17 protein-coding genes and 3 tRNA genes are annotated in these 18,524 nt (G+C 72.6%); 10 read left to right on the top strand and 10 right to left on the bottom strand.

The genetic code is table 11. The annotated features are described in order from the left end of the window. Positions 1–7 precede the first annotated feature (7 nt). The 3 genes from ACZ7OY_RS07775 (at position 8) to ACZ7OY_RS07765 (ending at position 1,597) form a co-directional block, all read left to right on the top strand. Positions 8–78 (top strand) — tRNA-Cys (locus tag ACZ7OY_RS07775). A 9-nt stretch (positions 79–87) separates the two neighbouring features. After that, positions 88–159 (top strand) — tRNA-Asp (locus tag ACZ7OY_RS07770). A 31-nt stretch (positions 160–190) separates the two neighbouring features. Beyond that, on the top strand, positions 191–1,597 hold the full coding sequence (locus ACZ7OY_RS07765; RefSeq protein ID WP_471910557.1) for an SDR family oxidoreductase: 1,407 nt from the start codon (positions 191–193) through the stop codon (positions 1,595–1,597). Here the strand turns inward: ACZ7OY_RS07765 and ACZ7OY_RS07760 are convergent. Both ACZ7OY_RS07760 and ACZ7OY_RS07755 read right to left on the bottom strand, forming a co-directional pair. Then, a complete protein-coding gene (locus tag ACZ7OY_RS07760; protein WP_471910556.1) occupies positions 1,576–3,441 on the bottom strand; it encodes an AAA family ATPase in 1,866 nt (621 codons plus the stop codon). The genes ACZ7OY_RS07765 and ACZ7OY_RS07760 overlap by 22 nt on opposite strands. A 28-nt stretch (positions 3,442–3,469) precedes the next feature. Beyond that, the gene (locus ACZ7OY_RS07755; protein WP_471910555.1) at positions 3,470–4,894 is read right to left on the bottom strand and encodes a DUF2201 family putative metallopeptidase; all 1,425 of its coding nucleotides are present in this window, start codon (positions 4,892–4,894) and stop codon (positions 3,470–3,472) included. 148 nt (positions 4,895–5,042) lie between these two features. Between ACZ7OY_RS07755 and ACZ7OY_RS07750 the strand changes: the two genes are divergently transcribed. Further along, positions 5,043–5,118: transfer RNA gene (locus tag ACZ7OY_RS07750), tRNA-Trp, on the top strand. Between the two features lie 20 nt (positions 5,119–5,138). Here the strand turns inward: ACZ7OY_RS07750 and ACZ7OY_RS07745 are convergent. The 4 genes from ACZ7OY_RS07745 to ACZ7OY_RS07730 form a co-directional block, all read right to left on the bottom strand. Beyond that, entirely contained in the window at positions 5,139–5,975 is an 837-nt protein-coding gene (locus ACZ7OY_RS07745) for a hypothetical protein (protein WP_471910554.1), read from the bottom strand. A 63-nt stretch (positions 5,976–6,038) separates the two neighbouring features. Further along, positions 6,039–7,013 carry an acyl-ACP desaturase gene (locus tag ACZ7OY_RS07740; RefSeq protein WP_471910553.1) on the bottom strand — a complete coding sequence of 325 codons (975 nt, stop codon included), beginning with the start codon at positions 7,011–7,013 and terminating at the stop codon, positions 6,039–6,041. 192 nt (positions 7,014–7,205) lie between these two features. After that, positions 7,206–7,982: a dimethylargininase gene (ddaH, locus tag ACZ7OY_RS07735; RefSeq protein WP_471910552.1), complete on the bottom strand. Its 777-nt coding sequence runs from the start codon at positions 7,980–7,982 to the stop codon at positions 7,206–7,208. Between the two features lie 157 nt (positions 7,983–8,139). Beyond that, positions 8,140–9,753: an ABC-F family ATP-binding cassette domain-containing protein gene (locus tag ACZ7OY_RS07730; protein WP_471910551.1), complete on the bottom strand. Its 1,614-nt coding sequence runs from the start codon at positions 9,751–9,753 to the stop codon at positions 8,140–8,142. 385 nt (positions 9,754–10,138) lie between these two features. Between ACZ7OY_RS07730 and ACZ7OY_RS07725 the strand changes: the two genes are divergently transcribed. Beyond that, positions 10,139–10,981 carry an isocitrate lyase/PEP mutase family protein gene (locus tag ACZ7OY_RS07725; protein WP_471910550.1) on the top strand — a complete coding sequence of 281 codons (843 nt, stop codon included), beginning with the start codon at positions 10,139–10,141 and terminating at the stop codon, positions 10,979–10,981. Here ACZ7OY_RS07725 and ssgD read toward each other — a convergent pair. Further along, on the bottom strand, positions 10,978–11,394 hold the full coding sequence (gene ssgD, locus ACZ7OY_RS07720; RefSeq protein ID WP_351613161.1) for a spore wall synthesis regulator SsgD: 417 nt from the start codon (positions 11,392–11,394) through the stop codon (positions 10,978–10,980). The genes ACZ7OY_RS07725 and ssgD overlap by 4 nt on opposite strands. 350 nt (positions 11,395–11,744) lie before the next feature. Here ssgD and ACZ7OY_RS07715 point away from each other — a divergent pair, with 350 nt between their 5' ends. After that, positions 11,745–12,884 (top strand): WD40/YVTN/BNR-like repeat-containing protein, encoded by a 1,140-nt coding sequence (locus ACZ7OY_RS07715; protein WP_471910549.1) that lies wholly within the window; start codon positions 11,745–11,747, stop codon positions 12,882–12,884. Positions 12,885–12,896: 12 nt separating this feature from the next. On the opposite strand, the gene ACZ7OY_RS07710 is transcribed toward ACZ7OY_RS07715, so the two are convergent. Continuing rightward, complete coding sequence (locus tag ACZ7OY_RS07710; RefSeq protein ID WP_471910548.1) at positions 12,897–13,193, bottom strand: YciI family protein; 297 nt, start codon at positions 13,191–13,193, stop codon at positions 12,897–12,899. Between the two features lie 62 nt (positions 13,194–13,255). Between ACZ7OY_RS07710 and ACZ7OY_RS07705 the strand changes: the two genes are divergently transcribed. Next, positions 13,256–13,978 (top strand): endonuclease V, encoded by a 723-nt coding sequence (locus ACZ7OY_RS07705; RefSeq protein WP_471910547.1) that lies wholly within the window; start codon positions 13,256–13,258, stop codon positions 13,976–13,978. Here ACZ7OY_RS07705 and ACZ7OY_RS07700 read toward each other — a convergent pair. Next, positions 13,927–14,115 carry a hypothetical protein gene (locus ACZ7OY_RS07700; RefSeq protein ID WP_351613153.1) on the bottom strand — a complete coding sequence of 63 codons (189 nt, stop codon included), beginning with the start codon at positions 14,113–14,115 and terminating at the stop codon, positions 13,927–13,929. The two genes, ACZ7OY_RS07705 and ACZ7OY_RS07700, sit on opposite strands and share 52 nt — an antisense overlap. Before the next feature lie 302 nt (positions 14,116–14,417). On the opposite strand from ACZ7OY_RS07700, the gene mmpA reads away from it, so the two are divergent. After that, entirely contained in the window at positions 14,418–14,564 is a 147-nt protein-coding gene (mmpA, locus tag ACZ7OY_RS07695; RefSeq protein ID WP_385525513.1) for a morphogenic membrane protein MmpA, read from the top strand. Between the two features lie 13 nt (positions 14,565–14,577). Here the strand turns inward: mmpA and ACZ7OY_RS07690 are convergent, their stop codons facing one another. After that, the gene (locus ACZ7OY_RS07690; protein ID WP_471910546.1) at positions 14,578–15,756 is read right to left on the bottom strand and encodes a saccharopine dehydrogenase family protein; all 1,179 of its coding nucleotides are present in this window, start codon (positions 15,754–15,756) and stop codon (positions 14,578–14,580) included. Positions 15,757–16,049: 293 nt separating this feature from the next. On the opposite strand from ACZ7OY_RS07690, the gene ACZ7OY_RS07685 reads away from it, so the two are divergent. Together ACZ7OY_RS07685 and ACZ7OY_RS07680 are read left to right on the top strand one after the other, a co-directional pair. After that, positions 16,050–17,189 carry a CaiB/BaiF CoA transferase family protein gene (locus ACZ7OY_RS07685; protein ID WP_471910545.1) on the top strand — a complete coding sequence of 380 codons (1,140 nt, stop codon included), beginning with the start codon at positions 16,050–16,052 and terminating at the stop codon, positions 17,187–17,189. Between the two features lie 107 nt (positions 17,190–17,296). Continuing rightward, positions 17,297–18,511 (top strand): acetyl-CoA C-acetyltransferase, encoded by a 1,215-nt coding sequence (locus tag ACZ7OY_RS07680; RefSeq protein WP_471910544.1) that lies wholly within the window; start codon positions 17,297–17,299, stop codon positions 18,509–18,511. Positions 18,512–18,524 lie beyond the last annotated feature (13 nt).

Raw genomic sequence — 18,524 nt, 5'->3', positions numbered from 1 at the left:
GGCGCGTCCGGACGTAGCGCAGAGGTAGTCGCACGCCCTGCACAGGCGGATACGCCGGTTCGAATCCGGTCGTCCGGGCGCGTGCACGGTCCCGTAGAGCAGAGGCAGACTCGCCGCCTTGTCAGGGCGGATACGCCGGTTCGAATCCGGCCGGGACCACGGTACGGCGGACACGGGGCGGGCGGGACGGATGGACGAGCGGATCACCGGGCCAGAGACGGCGACGGGGCCGGACACCGAGGCGGACCCCGTAGCCGCCGTCGAAACCCTTACCGAAACCCTCACCGAGGCGGAACTGGCGGCCTTCCACCGGACCGTGGGCAAGCTGCGGGCGCTGCCCGTCGACGACGCCCGCAGGCTTCGGGCGGAGCAGGTCGCCGCGTCCTTCGCCCGCGACGGACGGCTGCGGCGCCGCAAGTCGCGCAGCACCGAGGTCTCGGCCGCCGACGCGGCGGCGATGGCGGCCACCGCGACCGGCGCGGCGCACCGGCGCGAGGACGCGCCCCTGGTCGTACCCGGTACCGGCGGCAGCTTCCGCAGACCGCGTACCTGCTATGTCTGCAAGGAGCCCTATCGACAGGTCGACTCCTTCTACCACCGGCTCTGCCCGCGGTGCGCCGAGGACAACACGGCCCGCCGCGGCCTGAGCACCGACCTCGGCGGCCGTCGCGTGCTGCTCACCGGCGGCCGGGTCAAGATCGGGTTCCAGCTGGCCCTGATGATGCTGCGCGACGGCGCCGACGTGCTCGTCACCTCCCGCTTCCCGCACGACACCGTGCGCCGTTTCAGGGCCGCGCCCGGCAGCGCCGAGTGGCTCGACCGGCTGACCGTGCTCGCCGTCGACCTGCGCGACCCACGGCAGGTGCTGGGACTCTGCGAGGACCTGCGCCGAACGGGTGAGCCGCTGGACATCCTCGTCAACAACGCGGCACAGACCGTGCGCCGACCGCCCGAGTCGTACGGGCTGCTCGCCGCCGGCGAGTACGAGGCCCTGCCCGAGGGCGCCCGCCAGGCGCCGGGCTTCCGCCCGATGCGGATGCTGGAGGGCTCGGCGGCCGCTGTGCCCGCCGCCCTGCGGGAGGCCGACGAGGCAGGGCTGCTCCCCGATCCGTCCCCGGAGAACTCCTGGTCGGCGCGGCTCGGCGCCCTCGACCCCGCCGAGGTGCTGGAGACCCAACTGGTCAACGCCCTCGCCCCGGCCCTGCTGTGCGACCGGCTGCTGCCGCTGCTGCTCGCCTCCCCGCACCCGCGTCGCTACGTCGTCAACGTCACCGCGGTCGAGGGCCGGTTCGCCGTGCGCAACAAGACCGCCGGCCATCCGCACACCAACATGGCCAAGGCGGCCCTGAACATGCTCACCCGCACCAGCGCCGCCGAACTCGCAGAGCAGGGCGTGCACATGTGCGCCGTCGACACCGGATGGATCACCGACGAGAACCCGGCGCCGAAGAAGGCACGGATGGCCCGAGCCGGGTTCCGCACCCCGCTGGACATCGTGGACGGCGCGGCCCGCGTCTACGACCCGATCGTGCGGGGCGAGTCCGGGGAACCGATGTCCGGGGTGTTCCTCAAGGACTACCGGGAAGCGTCCTGGTGACCACCTCCCGGGCTCCGGCCGGGGCGCCGCATCGTCGTGAACACCTCGGTCCAGAAACGCTGTTGCTGCGGCGACGCGCCCACCAGATAGGTCGCGCGCAGCTTCGCCGGCAGCAGCGGGACGAGCCGGGACACCGCGGCACGGTGTTTCTTCAACTGTGACAACTCCGCGTTGGCCAGCAGCTGATGGACGATGTCGCTGTCGTCGCCGCCCTCGTCCGAGTGCTCGGCCGCGCGCCGCAGCCTCGCCTCCCAGGCGTCGATGTCGCGGGCGAGCTCCCGCAGACCGGTGACCGGACGGCCCCGGAACCGGTCGATCAGCGCGGTGAGCGGTACGGGCGCGTACTCGCCGTCCCCGAGATAGACCGTGGCCATCTCCAGCGGCAGTCCGCGGCGGTGCAGCTTGATCAGTCGCTCCATGGTGCGCTTGGTGATCCAGGCCCGGCCGTCGTCGTCGATGTCGTGCTTCCACCACTCCAGGACCGTCTCCGCGTCCGCGCCGTAGCGGGCGAGCAGCCATTCGTTGGCCGGTATGTCGTCCGGCTCCACCTCCAGGGACGCGGTGAACCGGGACGCCTGGGCGATGTTGTTCCGCGACACCAGCAGCTTGCGGCCGAGGTGGTACGGCGGGTTCTGCACGGCTATCTGCGCCCGCAGCTGCTCGATGCGGCGCCCGGCCAGCGACCACTCCTGGGTGATCTCCATCAGCTTGGCGAACGCGGCCTTGTCCTTGGGCCGGTTGTACTCGTCCCACACGATCACCTTGGGCTCCGGGCCGGTGAACTTGGCGGCCAGCAGATTGTCCAGGGTGCCGTCCGCCGCCGGGACCGGCGCGCACAGGTCCTCGACGTTGGTCACGGGCAGCGAGAAGTACAGTGCCTCCCGCCCGAGCCCCGCGCGCACCGTCTCCCGCACCAGCTCCGTCTTGCCGCACCCCGGCGGCCCCTGGAGCAGCACCGTCCAGCGGTTGCGCAGCGCGGCCCGCACGACCTGCCGTACCGGGTCGGCGATCCGCGACGGGTTGGGCACGTTCAACGCCGCCGCGACCTGGTCGAGGATCTCGGCCGTGCGGTTCGGGCCCGGTCTGCCGTCCGGGCCGGGCTCGGCCAGCCGCAGCCGGTCGCCGTCGACCAGGGGCAGGCCCCAGCGCAGCGGGAAACCCTCGCGGGCGTTGGCCAGAACGTGGTCGAGCGTGCGCGGTGAGAACAGCTCGCGCAGCGCCGGAGGGAGCGACGCCCACAGGGAGAAGACCGGACGCAGGTCCCACGGACGGTACTTGGCGGCGAGATGGCGTCGCCAGGAGGTGTCGTTCGCCGTGATCCGCAGGGTGACCATGCGGTCGAGGAGCGCCAGGTCGCTGCGCCGGGCCGAGGTCTCGGCCAGCGACTCGTTGTCGGTGAGGAAGACGCCGATGCAGCCGAGGGCACGCAGATCGTGCTCGCCGAGGGTCCAGTCGCAGGCGATCTGCATCAGCTGCGCCTGGATCGTGTCGCCCGCCTGGAGGGAGTCGTCGACGAGCAGCACGAACGGCCGACCGGGCTTCAGCTGGTTCATCACCAGCTGGCGCAGCACCAGTTCGCCCGTGTGCGGGTCCCGTACCGGCGCGTTGACCAGCAGGTCGTCCGGTGTCAGATTCGCCGCCGGGACGTACACCAGCGTGGCGTCCGGGTGGGCGCGGGCGACATGCGAGAAGAACGTCGCCGTCTTGCCGATGCCGTGCTCGCCGAAGATCTGGCCGGTCTGCCCCAGCTCGATCATCGCGTCGATGAATCCTTCGAGGCGGGAGACCTCGGCGGGGCCGCGGCCGTGGTCGGCGGCGGCGAACTGCCCTGCAAGCGTGCTCATTTCCTGTCCCCGTGGGTTCGTGTGCCGGTCATCCGGGTCCCCGGAGCGGCGGTGTCTCCGTGGGTACGCGATGGCAGGCCATCGCCGGTGTGTGCGTCTCGGGCCACTCGCTGCCGCCCTCGGTGATCAGCCAGATCCATTTCTCCGGCTCCGCGGGCGTGATCGCGGGGGCGTGTCCGTCGGTGAGGACGACCACGGCGTCCGGACGGACCTCAAGACGCCGTCCGTCGACCGCCGTCCGCCCCTCCACGTAGTCCGCGACGGCCTGGAAGCTCGTGCCGCCCCCGCCGTACACCCGCTCTCCCGGGGCGAAGGGCATCACCACGGCGTCGAAGGACAGCCAGTGCGCCTCGACCCCGTCGATCCGGCCGACGAGTCCGGTCAGCCAGGTCACCACGTGCTGCGGCATCGAACCCGAGGTGTCGTAGGCGATGACGAGGACCTTCTCGCGCACCGGGCCGCGCCGCGCGAGCATCGGATCCTGACCGAGGGCGGCGAGCAGGGCGCCGCGCTTCTTCGGGTACACCAGCCGCTCGCCGTCGCGCAGCCTGGAGCCGAGGACGTCGACGAGCCAGCGCTGCCACCAGTGGACGGTCCGCGTGCGTGCGGTCTCGCCGCGCAGTACGCCCGCGCCGAGCCTTCCCCAGATCCGCGCGGTCCGCGCCGGGCCGTCCTCGGTGCGGTGCATCAGGTCGAGCAGTTCACGCTCCGCGCCCGCGTGCCCGCGCCGGGCCGCCAGCAGGGAGTTGAGCAGCACGGAGGACACGACCGCGTCGACGGTCTCCGGGTCGGCGGGCACCCCGCCCTGCGCCAGATGCACGCACAGCCGCCCCCGCGGGACCGGCGGATGCCGCATCCGCTTCAGCTCGCCGTGGACCCGCAGGTCCGTGGCGATGAACGTCTCGTACGTGACCGGCTCAAGGCCGTGTGCCGTCAGGTCCGCGCGATAGGCCTCGTACACCTCGCGCGGGTCGACTCCGGTGGGCCGGCCGTCCAGGGTGGGCAGCGCCGTCCGGCCGAGGCGGACCAGCGCCACATGGTTGATGGACACCTCGGCCGCCAGCTCGAACACCGGGTCGTCGCGCAGTTCGGGCTCGGCGTACAGATGCCGGTGCACCAGGTGGCGCGCCTCGTGGAACAGCACGAACTTCACGCCGTCCAGGCCCAGTCGGACGAAAAAGTCCGGGTTGAACAGCAGCAGACAGGTGCCGTCGCCGGAGGCGACCACGGCCGCGGTGTCCACCGCGGTCGTCGGGATCTGGTGGTGGCACTTGGCGTACAGCCAGGACGCCACCGCCGACTCGGTCAGGCCGAAGTCGAGCAGGGCGGCCTCCTTCAGCCGCCGTGCCTCCCGGACCACCGCAGGATCCGCCGGACGGTACCGCTCCAGCGCCCTGCGGTCGGCCAGGTCCACGACCGGGGGACGCCGAAGCCCCCGTTCCCCGTACGCCATCTCGTGCCCCCGTTCCCCCCGTTCCCCCGTGCAGCGCGCCACCTGCCATGGGCCCTGTGTCCCCGTGCCGCAAGGCATGTGACCGCGTGACTCATTGGTACCAGCCCGCACCGACAACGGGCGAAGGCATTACGCTCGGCTGCCAAGGGCGGGGCCGTAGCGCAGAGGCAGGCGCACCGGTCTCCAAAACCAGAGCACGCTGGTTCGAATCCAGCCGCCCCGCCCCCCTCGCCCCGACGCCGGTTCAGGCGATGGCGCCCGCGGTCGCCACCAGCTCGGGGGCGGTGCCGTGGAAGGTGGGCATCAGCTGTGCCAGTACCGCCCAGGCCTCCTCGCGGTCGCCCAGATGGTCGTGCACCAGCGGGCGCAGCGCGTCCTGGGCGACGCCCAGGCGGGCCGGGAAGAGGGTGTTCCCCAGGGACAGCAGCCCCAGGACGCGGGCGGCGGGGCCGTGCTGCGTCGCGTACTCGGCCGGGCCGCCGAGGATTCCGGCCTGCCGCACGCGGTGGGTGAACTTGCGATGGGTGCCGAACCCGGCGCGCAGCGCGGGCGGGCAGTCCGGTCGTACGGACAGGGCCCAGCGTGCGTAGCCGGACAGCGGACGCTCCCGGTCCACGTCGGCGACCTCCTGCCAGTCCGGGCGCTCCACCACCATGGAGGCGGCCGCACGTCCCGCTTCCATGGAGGTGACCGCGCGCAGGGCGCCGACCAGGCCGAGGCGGGTGAAACTCTCCGGCACCGGTGGTTCCAGTCCGCGCAGCGTCGGGTGGACGGGCACCGGCCGCCTACGGCCGGGGCCGAACGGCACACCGCGGACGATGGCCCGGCGGATGCCGTCGTTCGCCGACAGGTGCCGCCACACCACGGTGTTCAGCTCGGGGTCGTCCTCTTCCAGGGCCCACAGCAGCATGGACGCGGGCACCGGTGGCCACGTCCACATGGACAGCAGCCGGCGCTGTGCCGTCGGGGACCGGTCGGGGCGGGACAGGCCGATGCGCCGACGGACCCGCTTGCCGGTCCTGTCGTCGACCAGGTCCAGCAGGAAGCCGACCGCCTGCTGCGAGGTGGTGTCGTCATGCATGGCGGCATGATGCCGCAGGTCCGCGGCGGGCCGCACTGGGAATTCGGCCCGCCGCGCGCGCGGTCAGCCCGCGGCCCGCGCCGCCATACGCGCCTTGCGGGCCGCGAGCTTCTCGTCGAACTTCAGGGCCTCCGCGTCGAGACCGCCCATGAACAGGCCGAGCTCCTCCTGCGCCTGCAGACCCTCGGGGCCCAGGCCGTCGATCTCCAGGACCTTCAGGTGACGCAGGACGGGCTGGATGACGTCGTCGTGGTGGATACGCAGGTTGTAGACCTCGCCGATGGCCATCTGCGCGGCCGCCCGCTCGAAGCCGGGCATCCCGTGACCGGGCATCCGGAAGTCCACGACGACGTCCCGCACGGCCTGCATGGTCAGGTCGGGGGCGAGTTCGAAGGCCGCCTTCAGCAGGTTGCGGTAGAAGACCATGTGCAGGTTCTCGTCGGTCGCGATGCGGGCCAGCATGCGGTCGCAGACCGGGTCGCCGGACTGGTGTCCGGTGTTGCGGTGCGAGATGCGGGTCGCCAGCTCCTGGAAGGCGACGTACGCGACCGAGTGCAGCATCGAGTGACGGTTGTCGGACTCGAAGCCCTCGCTCATGTGCGCCATGCGGAACTGCTCGAGCTTGTCCGGGTCCACCGCGCGCGAGGTGAGCAGGTAGTCCCGCATCACGATGCCGTGCCGACCCTCCTCGGCCGTCCAGCGGTGCACCCAGGTGCCCCAGGCGCCGTCCCGGCCGAACAGGGAGGCGATCTCGTGGTGGTAGCTGGGGAGGTTGTCCTCGGTCAGGAGGTTCACCACCAGGGCGATCCGGCCGATCTCCGTGACCTTGGACTGCTCCTTGCCCCAGGCCTCGCCGTCCTCGAAGATGCCGGGGAAGTTACGGCCGTCGCTGAACGGCACGTACTCGTGGGGCATCCAGTCCTTGGCGACCTTCAGATGACGGTTCAGCTCCGTCTCGACGACCTCCTCCAGCGCGTACAGGAGCTTGGCGTCTGTCCACGCGGCAGAGCTGCCGAGGTGAGGGGAGGTGATCGTCACGGGTAACTCCAGGGGACGCGGTGCACGGTGGAACCGTCCGGCGAGCGGTGCCGGAACTTACGGAATCGTAGGCTACGAAGCCGTAGGTTACGTTGCCGTAGCTTAAGTTCTCCGTAAAGTCCGCTGATCAGCCTGCCTTTTTCCGCGAAATCCGGACTGCCGCAGGCGACCGGGCTCAGACGTCGTGCGGGCTCAGACGTAGAGGTCCCGCAGGCGCACCGACAGGCAGGTCACGCAGCCTTCGAGCTTCTCGAACTCGCTGATGTCCACCACGACCACCTCGTGACCCAGGTCCGTGAGCAGTTCCGCCGTCTTCGGCGCGCTCGCGGCCATGAGCAGCCTGCCGCCGCCGAGCAGCACCACGTGCGAACCGGACTCCTCCGGCACCGGGAGGAAACGGGGGAACAGCGAGGGCTGGTCCACGTTCGGGATGTGCCCGAGTACCGTCCCGTCGGGCAGCGCGGTGACCGCCGACTTCAGGTGCAGCACCTTGCTCACGGGCACGGTCACGACCCGCGCGCCCAGCGGCTCCAGGGCGGCGCGCAGCTGCTGCACCCCGGCCGCGTTGGTGCGCCCGCCCCGGCCGACGTAGACCGTGTCGTCGATCTTCAGGACGTCGCCGCCGTCCAGCGTGCCCGGCTCCCAGATCCAGTTCACCGAACAGCCCAGCCGGGCCACGGCCTCCTCGACCCCGGCGGTCTCCTCGCGCCGGGCCTCGGCGCCGGGCCGGGTGATCACGGCGACGTTGCGGTACACGACCACCGTGTCCTCGACGAACACGGAGTCGGGGCAGTCGTCGGCCGGCTCCACCTCGACCGTCTGCCAGTCGTGCGCCCGCAGCGCCGCCACGTACGCCTCCCACTGCTCGACCGCGAGATCGACGTCGGGCTGTTCCCGCTCGATGTGGGTCACCAGACCTTCGGCGAGGCGCGGACCGGGGCGGCGGACGAGGGCCTTCTTGCTGGGCACGAGGAGTCTCCGTATCCACTGTGTGTACTCGGTGTCCATGATGCGGCGCAGGCTGGACATCATGCAGCGCGGACGGACGCCCGCAGAACCCCTCGGAACCAGGCTGTGGCCCTCCTGAGACACGGCCGCCCCGGCCGGCGGAGGCCGGGAAGGGCGGCTACGCGATCTCCTCCGGTGTGATCTCCCGCAGTTCCCCGTCCAGCAGCAGCCAGCGCGTGATGCCCAGGGACTCCAGGAACGACAGGTCGTGGGAGGCCACGACCAGTGCGCCCTCGTAGGACTCCAGGGCCGACGTCAGCTGCCGCACGCTCGCCATGTCGAGGTTGTTCGTCGGCTCGTCGAGCAGCAGCAGCTGCGGCGCGGGTTCCGCCAGCATCAGCGCGGCCAGGGCCGCCCGGAAACGCTCGCCGCCGGAGAGCGTCGCCGCCTGCTGGTCGGCGCGGGCCCCACGGAACAGGAAGCGGGCCAGCCGGGCCCGGATCTGGTTGTTCGAGGCGCCCGGCGCGAACCGGGCGACGTTCTCGGCGACGGTCAGCTCGCCGTCGAGGACGTCGAGCCGCTGCGGCAGGAAGCGCAGCGGGACATGCGACTGCGCCTCGCCCGCGACCGGCGCCAGCTCTCCGGCGATGGTGCGCAGCAGCGTCGTCTTGCCCGCGCCGTTGCGCCCGACCAGCGCCACCCGCTCCGGACCGTGCAGGTCGAGGCCGCCGGCCACGCTCGCACCGTACGCGAGTTCCAGGTCCCGCAGGGTGAGCACGGTCCGGCCCGGCGGTACGGCCGTGTACGGCAGGTCGACGCGGATCTCGTCGTCGTCCCGTACCGCGTCCACCGCGTCGTCGAGCCGGTCGCGCGCCTCGGCGAGCCGCTCCTCGTGCATGATGCGGTGCTTGCCCGCGGACTCCTGCGCCGCGCGTCTGCGTGCCCCCATGACGATCTTCGGTTCGCGTTTCTGCTCGAACATCTTCTGGCCGTACCTCTTGCGCCGTGCCAGCTTGACCTGCGCGTCCACCAGCTCGCGCTTCTGCTTGCGCAGGTCGGCCTCGGCGACGCGCACCATGCGCTCGGCGGCCTCCTGCTCGGTGGCCAGCAGCTCCTCGTACGCCGAGTAGGTGCCGCCGTACCAGACGATCTCGCCGGAGCGCAGGTCCGCGATCTGGTCGACCAGCTCCAGGAGTTCGCGGTCGTGGCTGACCACGACCAGGACGCCCGGCCAGGCGGAGACGGCCGTGTACAGCCGCTTGCGCGCGTACAGGTCGAGGTTGTTGGTGGGCTCGTCGAGGAGGAGGACGTCCGGCCGGTCCAGCAGGAGCGCGGCCAGCCGCAGCAGCACGGACTCGCCGCCCGACACCTCGCCGATCGTGCGGTCCAGGCTGATGTGGCCGAGACCGAGTTCGCCGAGGGTGGCGAGCGCGCGTTCCTCGACGTCCCAGTCGTCGCCGATGATCTCGAACTGCCGCTCGGACGCGTCGCCCCTCTCGATGGCGTGCAGCGCGGCGCGCCGGGCGGCGATACCGAGGGCCTCGTCGACCTTGAGGGAGGTGTCGAGCGTGACGTTCTGCGGGAGGTAGCCGACCTCTCCCGCGACCCGGACGGTTCCGTCGACCGGGACCAGCTCCTGGGCGATCAGCTTCAACAGGGTCGACTTCCCCGAGCCGTTGACGCCGACGAGACCGGTTCTGCCGGGGCCGAAGGTGACGTCCAGGCCGTCGAACACGGAAGTGCCGTCGGGCCAGGCGAAGGAGAGGGACGTACAGGTGAGGGATGCGGACATACAGGCCTCGCGGTTGCTTGATGTGGTCAGGGCAAGCGCGTATCGAGACACCGCGGGGCAATCGCCGGAAAGTCCTGTGCCGGAACTCAGGAGGACGGCTCGGACGCCGAGGTCGCACACCAAACACACACCCTCGGGTGTGTGCGGCGGTGTCTCAGGACCTCAGACGAGCAACGTCCTTCTCCAATCGACGGCAACAGGAACGCCTCCCACGGTACGAAGACCCTCGGGGGGCGTCAATCGAATTAGATCGGACCAGGACGCGGTCCGATGCGCCGTGTGACCGTGCCGCCCGACTGCGCCCTGTGACTCCTGCGGTCCCTGGACCCGTTGCTGTCGGATTCCTGCCAGCCGAGCCGGGGGACCGGCTGCTTGAGTGGTCCCCATGACGAACCCGAGCACCTTGCGTGAGCGCGCCCTCGCCTTCCGAGCCCTGCACATTCCCGGACGCCCGCTCGTCCTGCCCAACGCCTGGGACGCGGCGAGCGCCCGGGTCGTCGAGGACGCGGGCGCCGCGGCCGTCGCGACCACCAGCGCGGGCCTGGCCTGGTCCCTGGGCGCGGCCGACGGCGGCCGCCTCGACGGCGAACGGGCCGTCGGGGCCCTGGCGGCCGTCGTGTCCGCGGTCCGGGTGCCGGTGAGCGCGGACATCGAGGGCGGCTACGCGCCGGATCCGCAGGGCGTCGCCGCGACCGTCCGCGCGGTGCTCGCGGCGGGCGCCGTGGGCGTGAACATCGAGGACGCGCTGTACGACGGGCCCGAGCCGCTGCGGCCGGTGGCGGAGCAGGCCGAGCGCATCGCCGCCGCCCGCGCCGCCGCCGACGCGCAGGACGTGCCGCTGTTCGTCAACGCCCGGATCGACACCTTCCTGCGGGGCGCCGGGGGAGTGGAGCGCACGCTGGAACGGGCCGCCGCGTTCCGCGCCGCGGGCGCCGACGGGATCTTCGTCCCCGGGGCCGTCGACCCGGAGACCGTCAAGCTCCTCGTCGACGGCGTGGACGGTCCGCTCAACATCCTGATCGGCCCCGGCTCCCTTTCGGTCGCCGAACTGGCCGGGCTCGGCGTCGCGCGCGTGAGCGCCGGTTCCGGACTGGCCGAGGCCGCGTACGCCGAGGTCCGCCGGGTCGCGCGGGAGCTGCTGGGCACGGGGACCTACGACGTGCCGGCCGGCGGGCCCGGCTACGGCGGGCTGAACGCGCTGCTGGCGGGCGTGCCGGACAGGACCTAGCCCGCGTCCCGCAGCAGCTCGGCCAGGTCGTGGTCGAGGTCGAGATGGAGGTGCTCCTGGCCGATCTCGACCAGCTCGCTCGTGGCGTGCAGGAAGCGGCGGATCTCTGCCGAGTGGACGTGCACGACGGCGGTGCCCTCGGGCGCGTGGAACTCCATGACGGTGCGGCCGTACCCGTACGGCCGTATCCGTACGTCGCCGTGGCCCTCCGGGCCGTGGAGTCCGGCGGTGAGCAGGTCGCGGGCGAACGTCCAGCAGACGTCGACGCCTTCGAGGGTGGCGGGCGCCGGGAAGGTCATGTGGATCGCGAACGGGTCGCGCCGGTCGTAGTGCAGCGTGGCGGGGATGCTCGGCACCCGGGGCGCGGCGGCGACCAGACGGGCCTCAACGGACTGCTCGATGACGGTGGACAACGCCTTGCTCCCTAGGACGGCTGGACGGCGGGGACGGCCGGACGGACTCCGGGAAGGACTCCGGGAAGGATCTCGGGACTGATCGAGGAACGGACTTTCGGTGGGCTCACCGGACGGGACGACCGGACGGGACGGGTACTGGTAGAGACGTACGAAACGGCCCTTCCGTGCACCCGACTGCCGAGTGACCTCGGTCACCGACTTGAATCCGGGAGTGATCGCGGAAGCTGTCGGAGGGGCGATCGGGGAGCTACTCCCGTGGCGTGCAAGGCACTTGAGGTGACCGGAGGCGCTCTGGACGCGGGCAGGGCGGTGGGCTAGCTTCCCCCGCCATGAGACGTTCGGTGCACTTGGGGAAGACGAGACGCACGACGCCTGCCGGCCGGTCGCGCCGGTCCGCCCGCCTCCTCGCCGCGGCGGTGACGGCGGCGGCGACGGTGGGCGCGTCGGCCGCCGTACCGGCGCAGGCGCACACGCAGCCTCGGCCGCCGGCCCGTGCGTGGCCCCACCCGGCCCCGCACTGGGAGCCGAAGGACACCGGCGCCCCCGACGTCCGGCTGCGCGGGCTGTCGGCCGTCGACCGGGACACGGCCTGGGTGGCCGGGACCGGCGGCACGGTCCTGCGCACCACGGACGGCGGGGCGAGCTGGCGGAACGTCTCGCCGCCGGGCGCAGCCGACCTCCAGTTCCGGGACGTCGAGGCGTTCGACGCGCGGCGCGCCGTGGTGCTGGCCATCGGCGAGGGCGAGGCGTCGCGGGTGTACCGCACCGACGACGGCGGGGCGAGCTGGACGGAGTCCTTCCGCAACACCGACGCCAAGGCCTTCTACGACTGCCTCACCTTCTTCGACCGGCGGCACGGCCTGGCGATGAGCGACCCGGTGGACGGCCGGTTCCGCATCCTGTCCACCGGCGACGGCGGCCGCACCTGGCGGGTCCTGCCGAGCGCCGGCATGCCGGCCGCCCTGGACGGCGAGGCGGGCTTCGCCGCGAGCGGCCAGTGTCTGGTCGCGTCCGGGCCGCGGGACGTCTGGCTGGCCACCGGCGGGGGCGCACGCGCGCGTGTGCTGCACTCGGCCGACCGCGGTCTGACCTGGACGGCGGCCGACACCCCGATCCCGGCCGGGGACCCGGCCCGCGGTGTCTTCGCGCTCGCCTTCCGCGACCGTACCCACGGTCTCGCGGTCGGCGGCGACTACCGTGCCGACCAGGCCTCCCCGGACGCGGCGGCCCGTACCTCAGGCGGCGGACGCGCCTGGGGACCCGCCGCCGTGCCCCCGCCCGCCTACCGTTCCGGTGTCACCTGGCTGCCGCACAGCCGTACGGCCGCCCTCGCGGTCGGTCCCACCGGCACGGACCTGACGACGGACGGCGGCCGCACCTGGCGGACGGTCGACACGGGCTCGTACGACACCGTGGACTGCGCGGCCGCCGGCCTCGGCTGCTGGGCCGCGGGGGAGAAGGGGCGGGTGGCCCGGCTGGCGTACTGACCCGGCCGCGCCTCAGCCGAGCGTCTCGCGGTACGGCTCCAGCTCGGGTGCCGTCTTCGTCGCCGTGAACTCGGTGATGCGGTACGCGCACACATCGGCCACGGCGAAGGGGTCGCTCGCGGCTACCTCCTCGATCCTGGCCCGGTCCGCCGCGACGGCGAGGATCACCCCGCCGTCGCGGGGGTTCTTGCGCCCGGACGCCAGGAACAGCCCCTTGTCGTACTGCTCGTCGAGCCAGGCCACATGGGCGTCCAGCACGGCGTCGACGGCTTCGAGCGGCGCGGTGTAGGTCAGCTCCAGTATGAACATGATCAACAGCCTAGCCTGGCAATGTGGTTGGAGCGGGGGTGGGGTCGTAGGCTCGTCGCACCATGACGACCGTACCCATCCCCGCGGGCTGGCCCGCGACCGAGGAACAGGCCCGTACCGTCCAGGACGAGCTGCGCGGGCGGGTGGTGACGGACGAACCGGGACCGCCGCCCGGGTCCGGGCACGTCACCGGGGTCGACGTCGCCTACGACGACGAGCGGGACCTCGTGGTGGCGGCGGCCGTCGTCCTCGACGCGGCCGGACTCGCCGTGGTCGCCGAGGCCACGGCGGTCGGCAGGATCTCCTTCCCGTACGTGCCCGGTCTGCTCGCGTTCCGCGAGATCCCGACGGTCCTCGCCGCCCTCGCGGCGCTGCCCTGCCCGCCCGGCCTGGTCGTCTGCGACGGCTACGGCCTCGCCCACCCCCGCCGCTTCGGTCTCGCCAGCCACCTCGGCGTGCTCACCGGCCTGCCGACGATCGGCGTCGCGAAGAACCCCTTCACCTTCGCGTACGACGAGCCGGGCGTCCGGCGCGGAGCGGCCGCGCCGCTCAGGGCGGGCGCGGAGGAGGTGGGACGGGCCCTGCGCACCAGGGACGGTGTCAAGCCGGTGTTCGTCTCCGTCGGCCACCGGGTCGGCCTGGACAACGCCTGCGCCCACACGCTCGCCCTCACCCCCGCCTACCGGCTCCCCGAGACCACCCGCCGGGCGGACGCGCTGTGCCGGCGGGCGCTTCAGGAGGCGACGACCCGCCAGGCGCCCACCTCGCGGTACTCGGAGTCGTAGACGGCCGAGCCGTCGCCCGGTTCGAGCGCGTAGTGGTGCAGGTTGCCGCCCCAGTACCGCAGGATCCGCCCCAGCTCGCCCGCCGGGTCCTGCGCCAGCTTTCCTTCGTCCACCGTGACTTCGAGCAGGAACTTCACGTCGAACCTCGCCTTCCGTTGCTTTGCCGTGCTTCGGGCCAGGCTTCGATCGTTTCATTGAACCGCCCGTTGAGACTTTTCCCGCAACAGGCGCGGGCGGGGCCCGTCGTGTGCCCGGAAAGTCTCAAATCCCGCAGCGGAGCGCACAGCCGACGCACCGTCACCCGGCCGTCCGGACCCCGTCACCGCGCCCGTCCCCGGGTGCCCGCGCCGAGTACTCCCGCCGGGTACCGGTTCTGAGTACCCGTTCTGAGTACCTGTACGGATGTGATCCGGCCGGGGCGGCGGACAGGCTGGGCCGTATGACGACGCAGCGTTCCCCGAAGCCCCTCGCCGACCCGAACCGGCCCGTCGAGCGGGCCGTGACGGCCGCCCTGATCCTCGCCGCGCTGGCAGGGGTCGCCTGGATAGCCGGGATGATCTACACGGTGGTGTCCTGGCCGCTGTGAACGGTCCGCTGCCTCACCGGACGGCGGCCACCCGGAAGGTGATCCCCGCCCGGCGCAGCCGCTCCGTCAGCGCGTCGCCCATCGCCACCGCCGTCGTGACCTGTCCGGCCGTCGGCGGAAGGTCGTCGAAGGCCAGGGCGAGCGCCGACTCCGCGAACATCTTCGCCGTCTCGCCGTACCCGGGGTCGCCGCCCGCGACCTCGGTGAACACCCGTCGGCCGCCGCCCTCGCCGACGAAGCGCACCGAGAACCAGCTCTGCGCCCGGGTCCGCTCGCTGGGCCCGTCCCCGGGCTTGAGGCGGCCGGACAGCCAGCGCCGCGCGGGCGGGACCTGGGCGGCCGCGGCCAGTGCCCCCACGGCGGCGACCCCGCCCAGCGCCACGGGCAGCCGTCGTACGGCCGCGTAGTGGCGGTAGCGGAAGTCGGGGCCGTAGCACTCCAGGGCCTTCGCCGAACGCCGGACGATCTGCGGGTCTATGGTCGGCAGGGGCAGCGCCCAGGCGCCGACCTCCCCGGCGAAACGCGGCGCGCCCGTCGGTGCCGAGGCCCGGCGGCCCACGAGCCGCGGCTCGTGCCGTCCGCGGTCGCGCGCGGCGGCCGCCATCTGCCGTCCGCGCGCGAACTGGTTCAGCGCCGAGGCGAACGTGCCGCCGGAGAAGGTGGCGTGCGCCGTCACGAAGCCGTCGACCCGCAGCGGCACGCCCTCGGGGAGCCGGCGGACCGTGAAGAGGGCGCCCAGGTCGTGCGGGATCGAGTCGAAACCGCAGGCGTGCACGAGCCGGGCGCCGGTCTCCCGCGCGCGTGCGTCGTGCCGTACGTACACGAGGTCCACGAACTCCGGCTCGCCCGTCAGGTCCAGGTAGTCCGTGCCCGCGTCCGCGCAGGCGGCGACGAGCTCCTCGCCGTAGCTGAGGTAGGGGCCGACGGTCGTGGCCACCACGCGCGCGTGCTCGGCGAGGGCGCGCAGCGAGGCCGGGTCGGACACGTCCGCCCGCAGTACGCCGACCTGCGTGGCGCCGGGCAGCCGGTCGCGCAGCTCCCGCAGCCCGCGCTCGCTGCGGCCCGCGATCGCCCAGCGCAGCCCCTCGGGCGCGTGGGCGGCGAGGTACTCCGCGGTGAGTGTGCCGACGAAGCCGGTGGCTCCGAAGAGCACGACGTCGTACGGACGGTCCGTCCTGTTCAGCCTGGTCATGACACCCCTCGCTTCGTGCAGCCGCGCCGCTGTCGGTGGCTGAGGCTAGCGTGAGGAGCGCGGAGCCCTGCGACGAGCCCGGAGGTACCGGATGACCAGGCCCGGGAATGCCCGGAAGAAACGACAGAAGACACACTTTGCTCCACTTGGTGCCGTCGGGCGGGCGGTCCCGCGGCGCGCCGGGCATACTTGGCTAAGCGCTTGCTTGCCCAGGTCTTGTGTTGCGTAGAACGTGTTCTTAGCATCGTCGGTGTTACATCACTAGTGTCACGGTCACGGCTTCAGGGGGCTGGATGACAGCGGCAACGACACCGGACGGCGGCGGCCCGCTCTCGGGCGTACGCGTGGTCGAGCTGGCGGGGATCGGGCCCGGCCCGTTCGCCGCCATGCTCCTCGCCGACCTCGGCGCCGACGTCGTGCGGGTGGACCGCCCCGGCGGCCCCGGACTCGGCGTCGCCCCGGAGTACGACGTCACCAACCGCAACAAGCGCTCGGTGGTCGTCGACCTGAAGGCGGACGGGGGACCCGCCCGCGTCCTCGACCTCGCCTCCCGCGCGGACATCCTCATCGAGGGATACCGGCCGGGCGTCGCCGAACGCCTCGGCGTCGGCCCCGAGGCCTGCCACGCGGTCAACCCGCGGCTGGTCTACGGCCGGATGACCGGCTGGGGCCAGCAGGGCCCGCTCGCCCACCGCGCCGGGCACGACATCGCCTACATCGCGCTCACCGGCACCCTCGGCATGATCGGCGAGCCGGACCGGCCGCCGGCCGTGCCCGCCAACCTGGTCGGCGACTACGCGGGCGGCTCCCTCTACCTCGTCGTCGGCGTCCTCGCCGCACTGCACCACGCGCGTGCGGGCGGCGGCGGGCAGGTCGTCGACGCCGCCATCGTCGACGGCGCCGCCCATCTCACCGCGATGATCCACGGCATGGTCGCCGCGGGCGGCTGGCAGGACCGGCGGGGCGCCAACCTCCTCGACGGCGGCTGCCCGTACTACGGCACGTACGAGACCGCCGACGGCGGGTACATAGCGGTCGGCGCCCTTGAACAGCAGTTCTACGAGGAGTTCCTGGACCTCATCGGGCTGAAGGACTTCGCTCCGGCCCGCAAGGACTGGACCCGCTGGGGCGAGCTGCGCGAGGCCGTCGCGGCCCGCTTCCGCACCCGTACCCGGGACGAGTGGACGGCCGTCTTCGAGGGCTCCGACGCGTGCGTGGCCCCCGTACTGTCGCTGCGCGAGGCCCCGCACCACCCGCACCTGGCCGCCCGCGGCACCTTCACCGACCACGGCGGCATCACCCAGCCCGCCCCCGCGCCCCGCTTCTCCGCGACACCCACCACCGTCCGCAGCGGCCCCGCGCAACCGGGCGCCGACACCGCGGCGGTGGCCCGCGACTGGCAGATACCCGCACTCCTGGCGGAGGACGCCTGACGGACGTACGGCCCGCGCCGCGGGACCCGCGGCACGGCCCCGGACGGGCCCACGGCCCCCACGCCCCCGATACCGCTCGGCAGAAACCCTCGTTGAAAGGCTTGTCAGTGAGCACCGAAGCGTACGTGTACGACGCGATCCGCACCCCGCGCGGGCGCGGCAAGGCCAATGGGGCCCTGCACGGTACGAAGCCCATCGACCTGGTCGTGGGCCTCATCCACGAGATCCGTGACCGCTTCCCGGACCTCGACCCGGCCGCGATCGACGACATCGTGCTCGGTGTCGTGGGGCCGGTCGGCGACCAGGGCTCGGACATCGCGCGGATCGCCGCCGTCGCGGCGGGTCTGCCCGACACGGTGGCCGGCGTCCAGGAGAACCGCTTCTGCGCCTCGGGCCTCGAAGCGGTCAACATGGCGGCGATGAAGGTCCGTTCCGGCTGGGAGGACCTCGTCCTCGCCGGTGGCGTCGAGTCGATGTCCCGGGTACCGATGGCCTCCGACGGCGGCGCCTGGTTCAACGACCCGATGACCAACCTCGCCACCAACTTCGTGCCGCAGGGCATCGGCGCCGACCTGATCGCCACCATCGAGGGCTTCTCGCGCCGCGACGTCGACGAGTACGCGGCGCTCTCCCAGGAGCGGGCGGCCGAGGCCATGAAGGACGGCCGCTTCGAGCGCTCCGTCGTGCCGGTCAGGGACCGGAGCGGACTGGTCGTCCTCGACCGCGACGAGTTCCCGCGCCCCGGCACCACCGCCGACTCGCTGGCCAAGCTGAAGCCGTCGTTCGCCGACATCGGCGACCTCGGCGGTTTCGACGCCGTGGCCCTCCAGAAGTACCACTGGGTCGAGAAGATCGACCACGTCCACCACGCCGGCAACTCCTCCGGCATCGTCGACGGCGCCTCGCTCGTCGCGATCGGCTCCAAGGAGGTCGGCGAGCGGTACGGGCTCACCCCGCGCGCGCGGATCGTCTCCGCGGCCGTCTCCGGCTCCGAGCCGACCATCATGCTCACCGGCCCCGCGCCCGCCTCCCGCAAGGCGCTCGCCAAGGCCGGTCTGACCATCGACGACATCGACCTGGTCGAGATCAACGAGGCCTTCGCGGCCGTCGTCCTGCGCTTCGTGCGGGACATGGGCCTGTCCCTGGACAAGGTCAACGTCAACGGCGGCGCGATCGCGCTCGGCCACCCGCTCGGCGCCACCGGCGCGATGATCCTGGGCACCCTGGTCGACGAACTCGAGCGTCAGGACAAGCGCTACGGCCTCGCCACGCTCTGCGTCGGCGGCGGCATGGGCATCGCCACCGTCGTCGAGCGCCTGTAACCACCCGGCGGAC

This window comes from Streptomyces sp. NPDC107559 (genome assembly GCF_055657365.1).
The sequence above is the reverse complement of the archived record's forward strand: the minus strand, read 5'-3'. Positions and strand labels throughout refer to the sequence as shown.

Coding starts and splice junctions, on each gene's coding strand:
- ACZ7OY_RS07765 (WP_471910557.1), top strand. CDS start 191: ATGGACGAGCGGATCACCGGGCCAGAGACGGCGACGGGGCCGGACACC.
- ACZ7OY_RS07760 (WP_471910556.1), bottom strand. CDS start 3,441: ATGAGCACGCTTGCAGGGCAGTTCGCCGCCGCCGACCACGGCCGCGGC.
- ACZ7OY_RS07755 (WP_471910555.1), bottom strand. CDS start 4,894: ATGGCGTACGGGGAACGGGGGCTTCGGCGTCCCCCGGTCGTGGACCTG.
- ACZ7OY_RS07745 (WP_471910554.1), bottom strand. CDS start 5,975: ATGCATGACGACACCACCTCGCAGCAGGCGGTCGGCTTCCTGCTGGAC.
- ACZ7OY_RS07730 (WP_471910551.1), bottom strand. CDS start 9,753: ATGTCCGCATCCCTCACCTGTACGTCCCTCTCCTTCGCCTGGCCCGAC.
- ACZ7OY_RS07725 (WP_471910550.1), top strand. CDS start 10,139: ATGACGAACCCGAGCACCTTGCGTGAGCGCGCCCTCGCCTTCCGAGCC.
- ACZ7OY_RS07710 (WP_471910548.1), bottom strand. CDS start 13,193: ATGTTCATACTGGAGCTGACCTACACCGCGCCGCTCGAAGCCGTCGAC.
- ACZ7OY_RS07705 (WP_471910547.1), top strand. CDS start 13,256: ATGACGACCGTACCCATCCCCGCGGGCTGGCCCGCGACCGAGGAACAG.
- mmpA (WP_385525513.1), top strand. CDS start 14,418: ATGACGACGCAGCGTTCCCCGAAGCCCCTCGCCGACCCGAACCGGCCC.
- ACZ7OY_RS07690 (WP_471910546.1), bottom strand. CDS start 15,756: ATGACCAGGCTGAACAGGACGGACCGTCCGTACGACGTCGTGCTCTTC.
- ACZ7OY_RS07685 (WP_471910545.1), top strand. CDS start 16,050: ATGACAGCGGCAACGACACCGGACGGCGGCGGCCCGCTCTCGGGCGTA.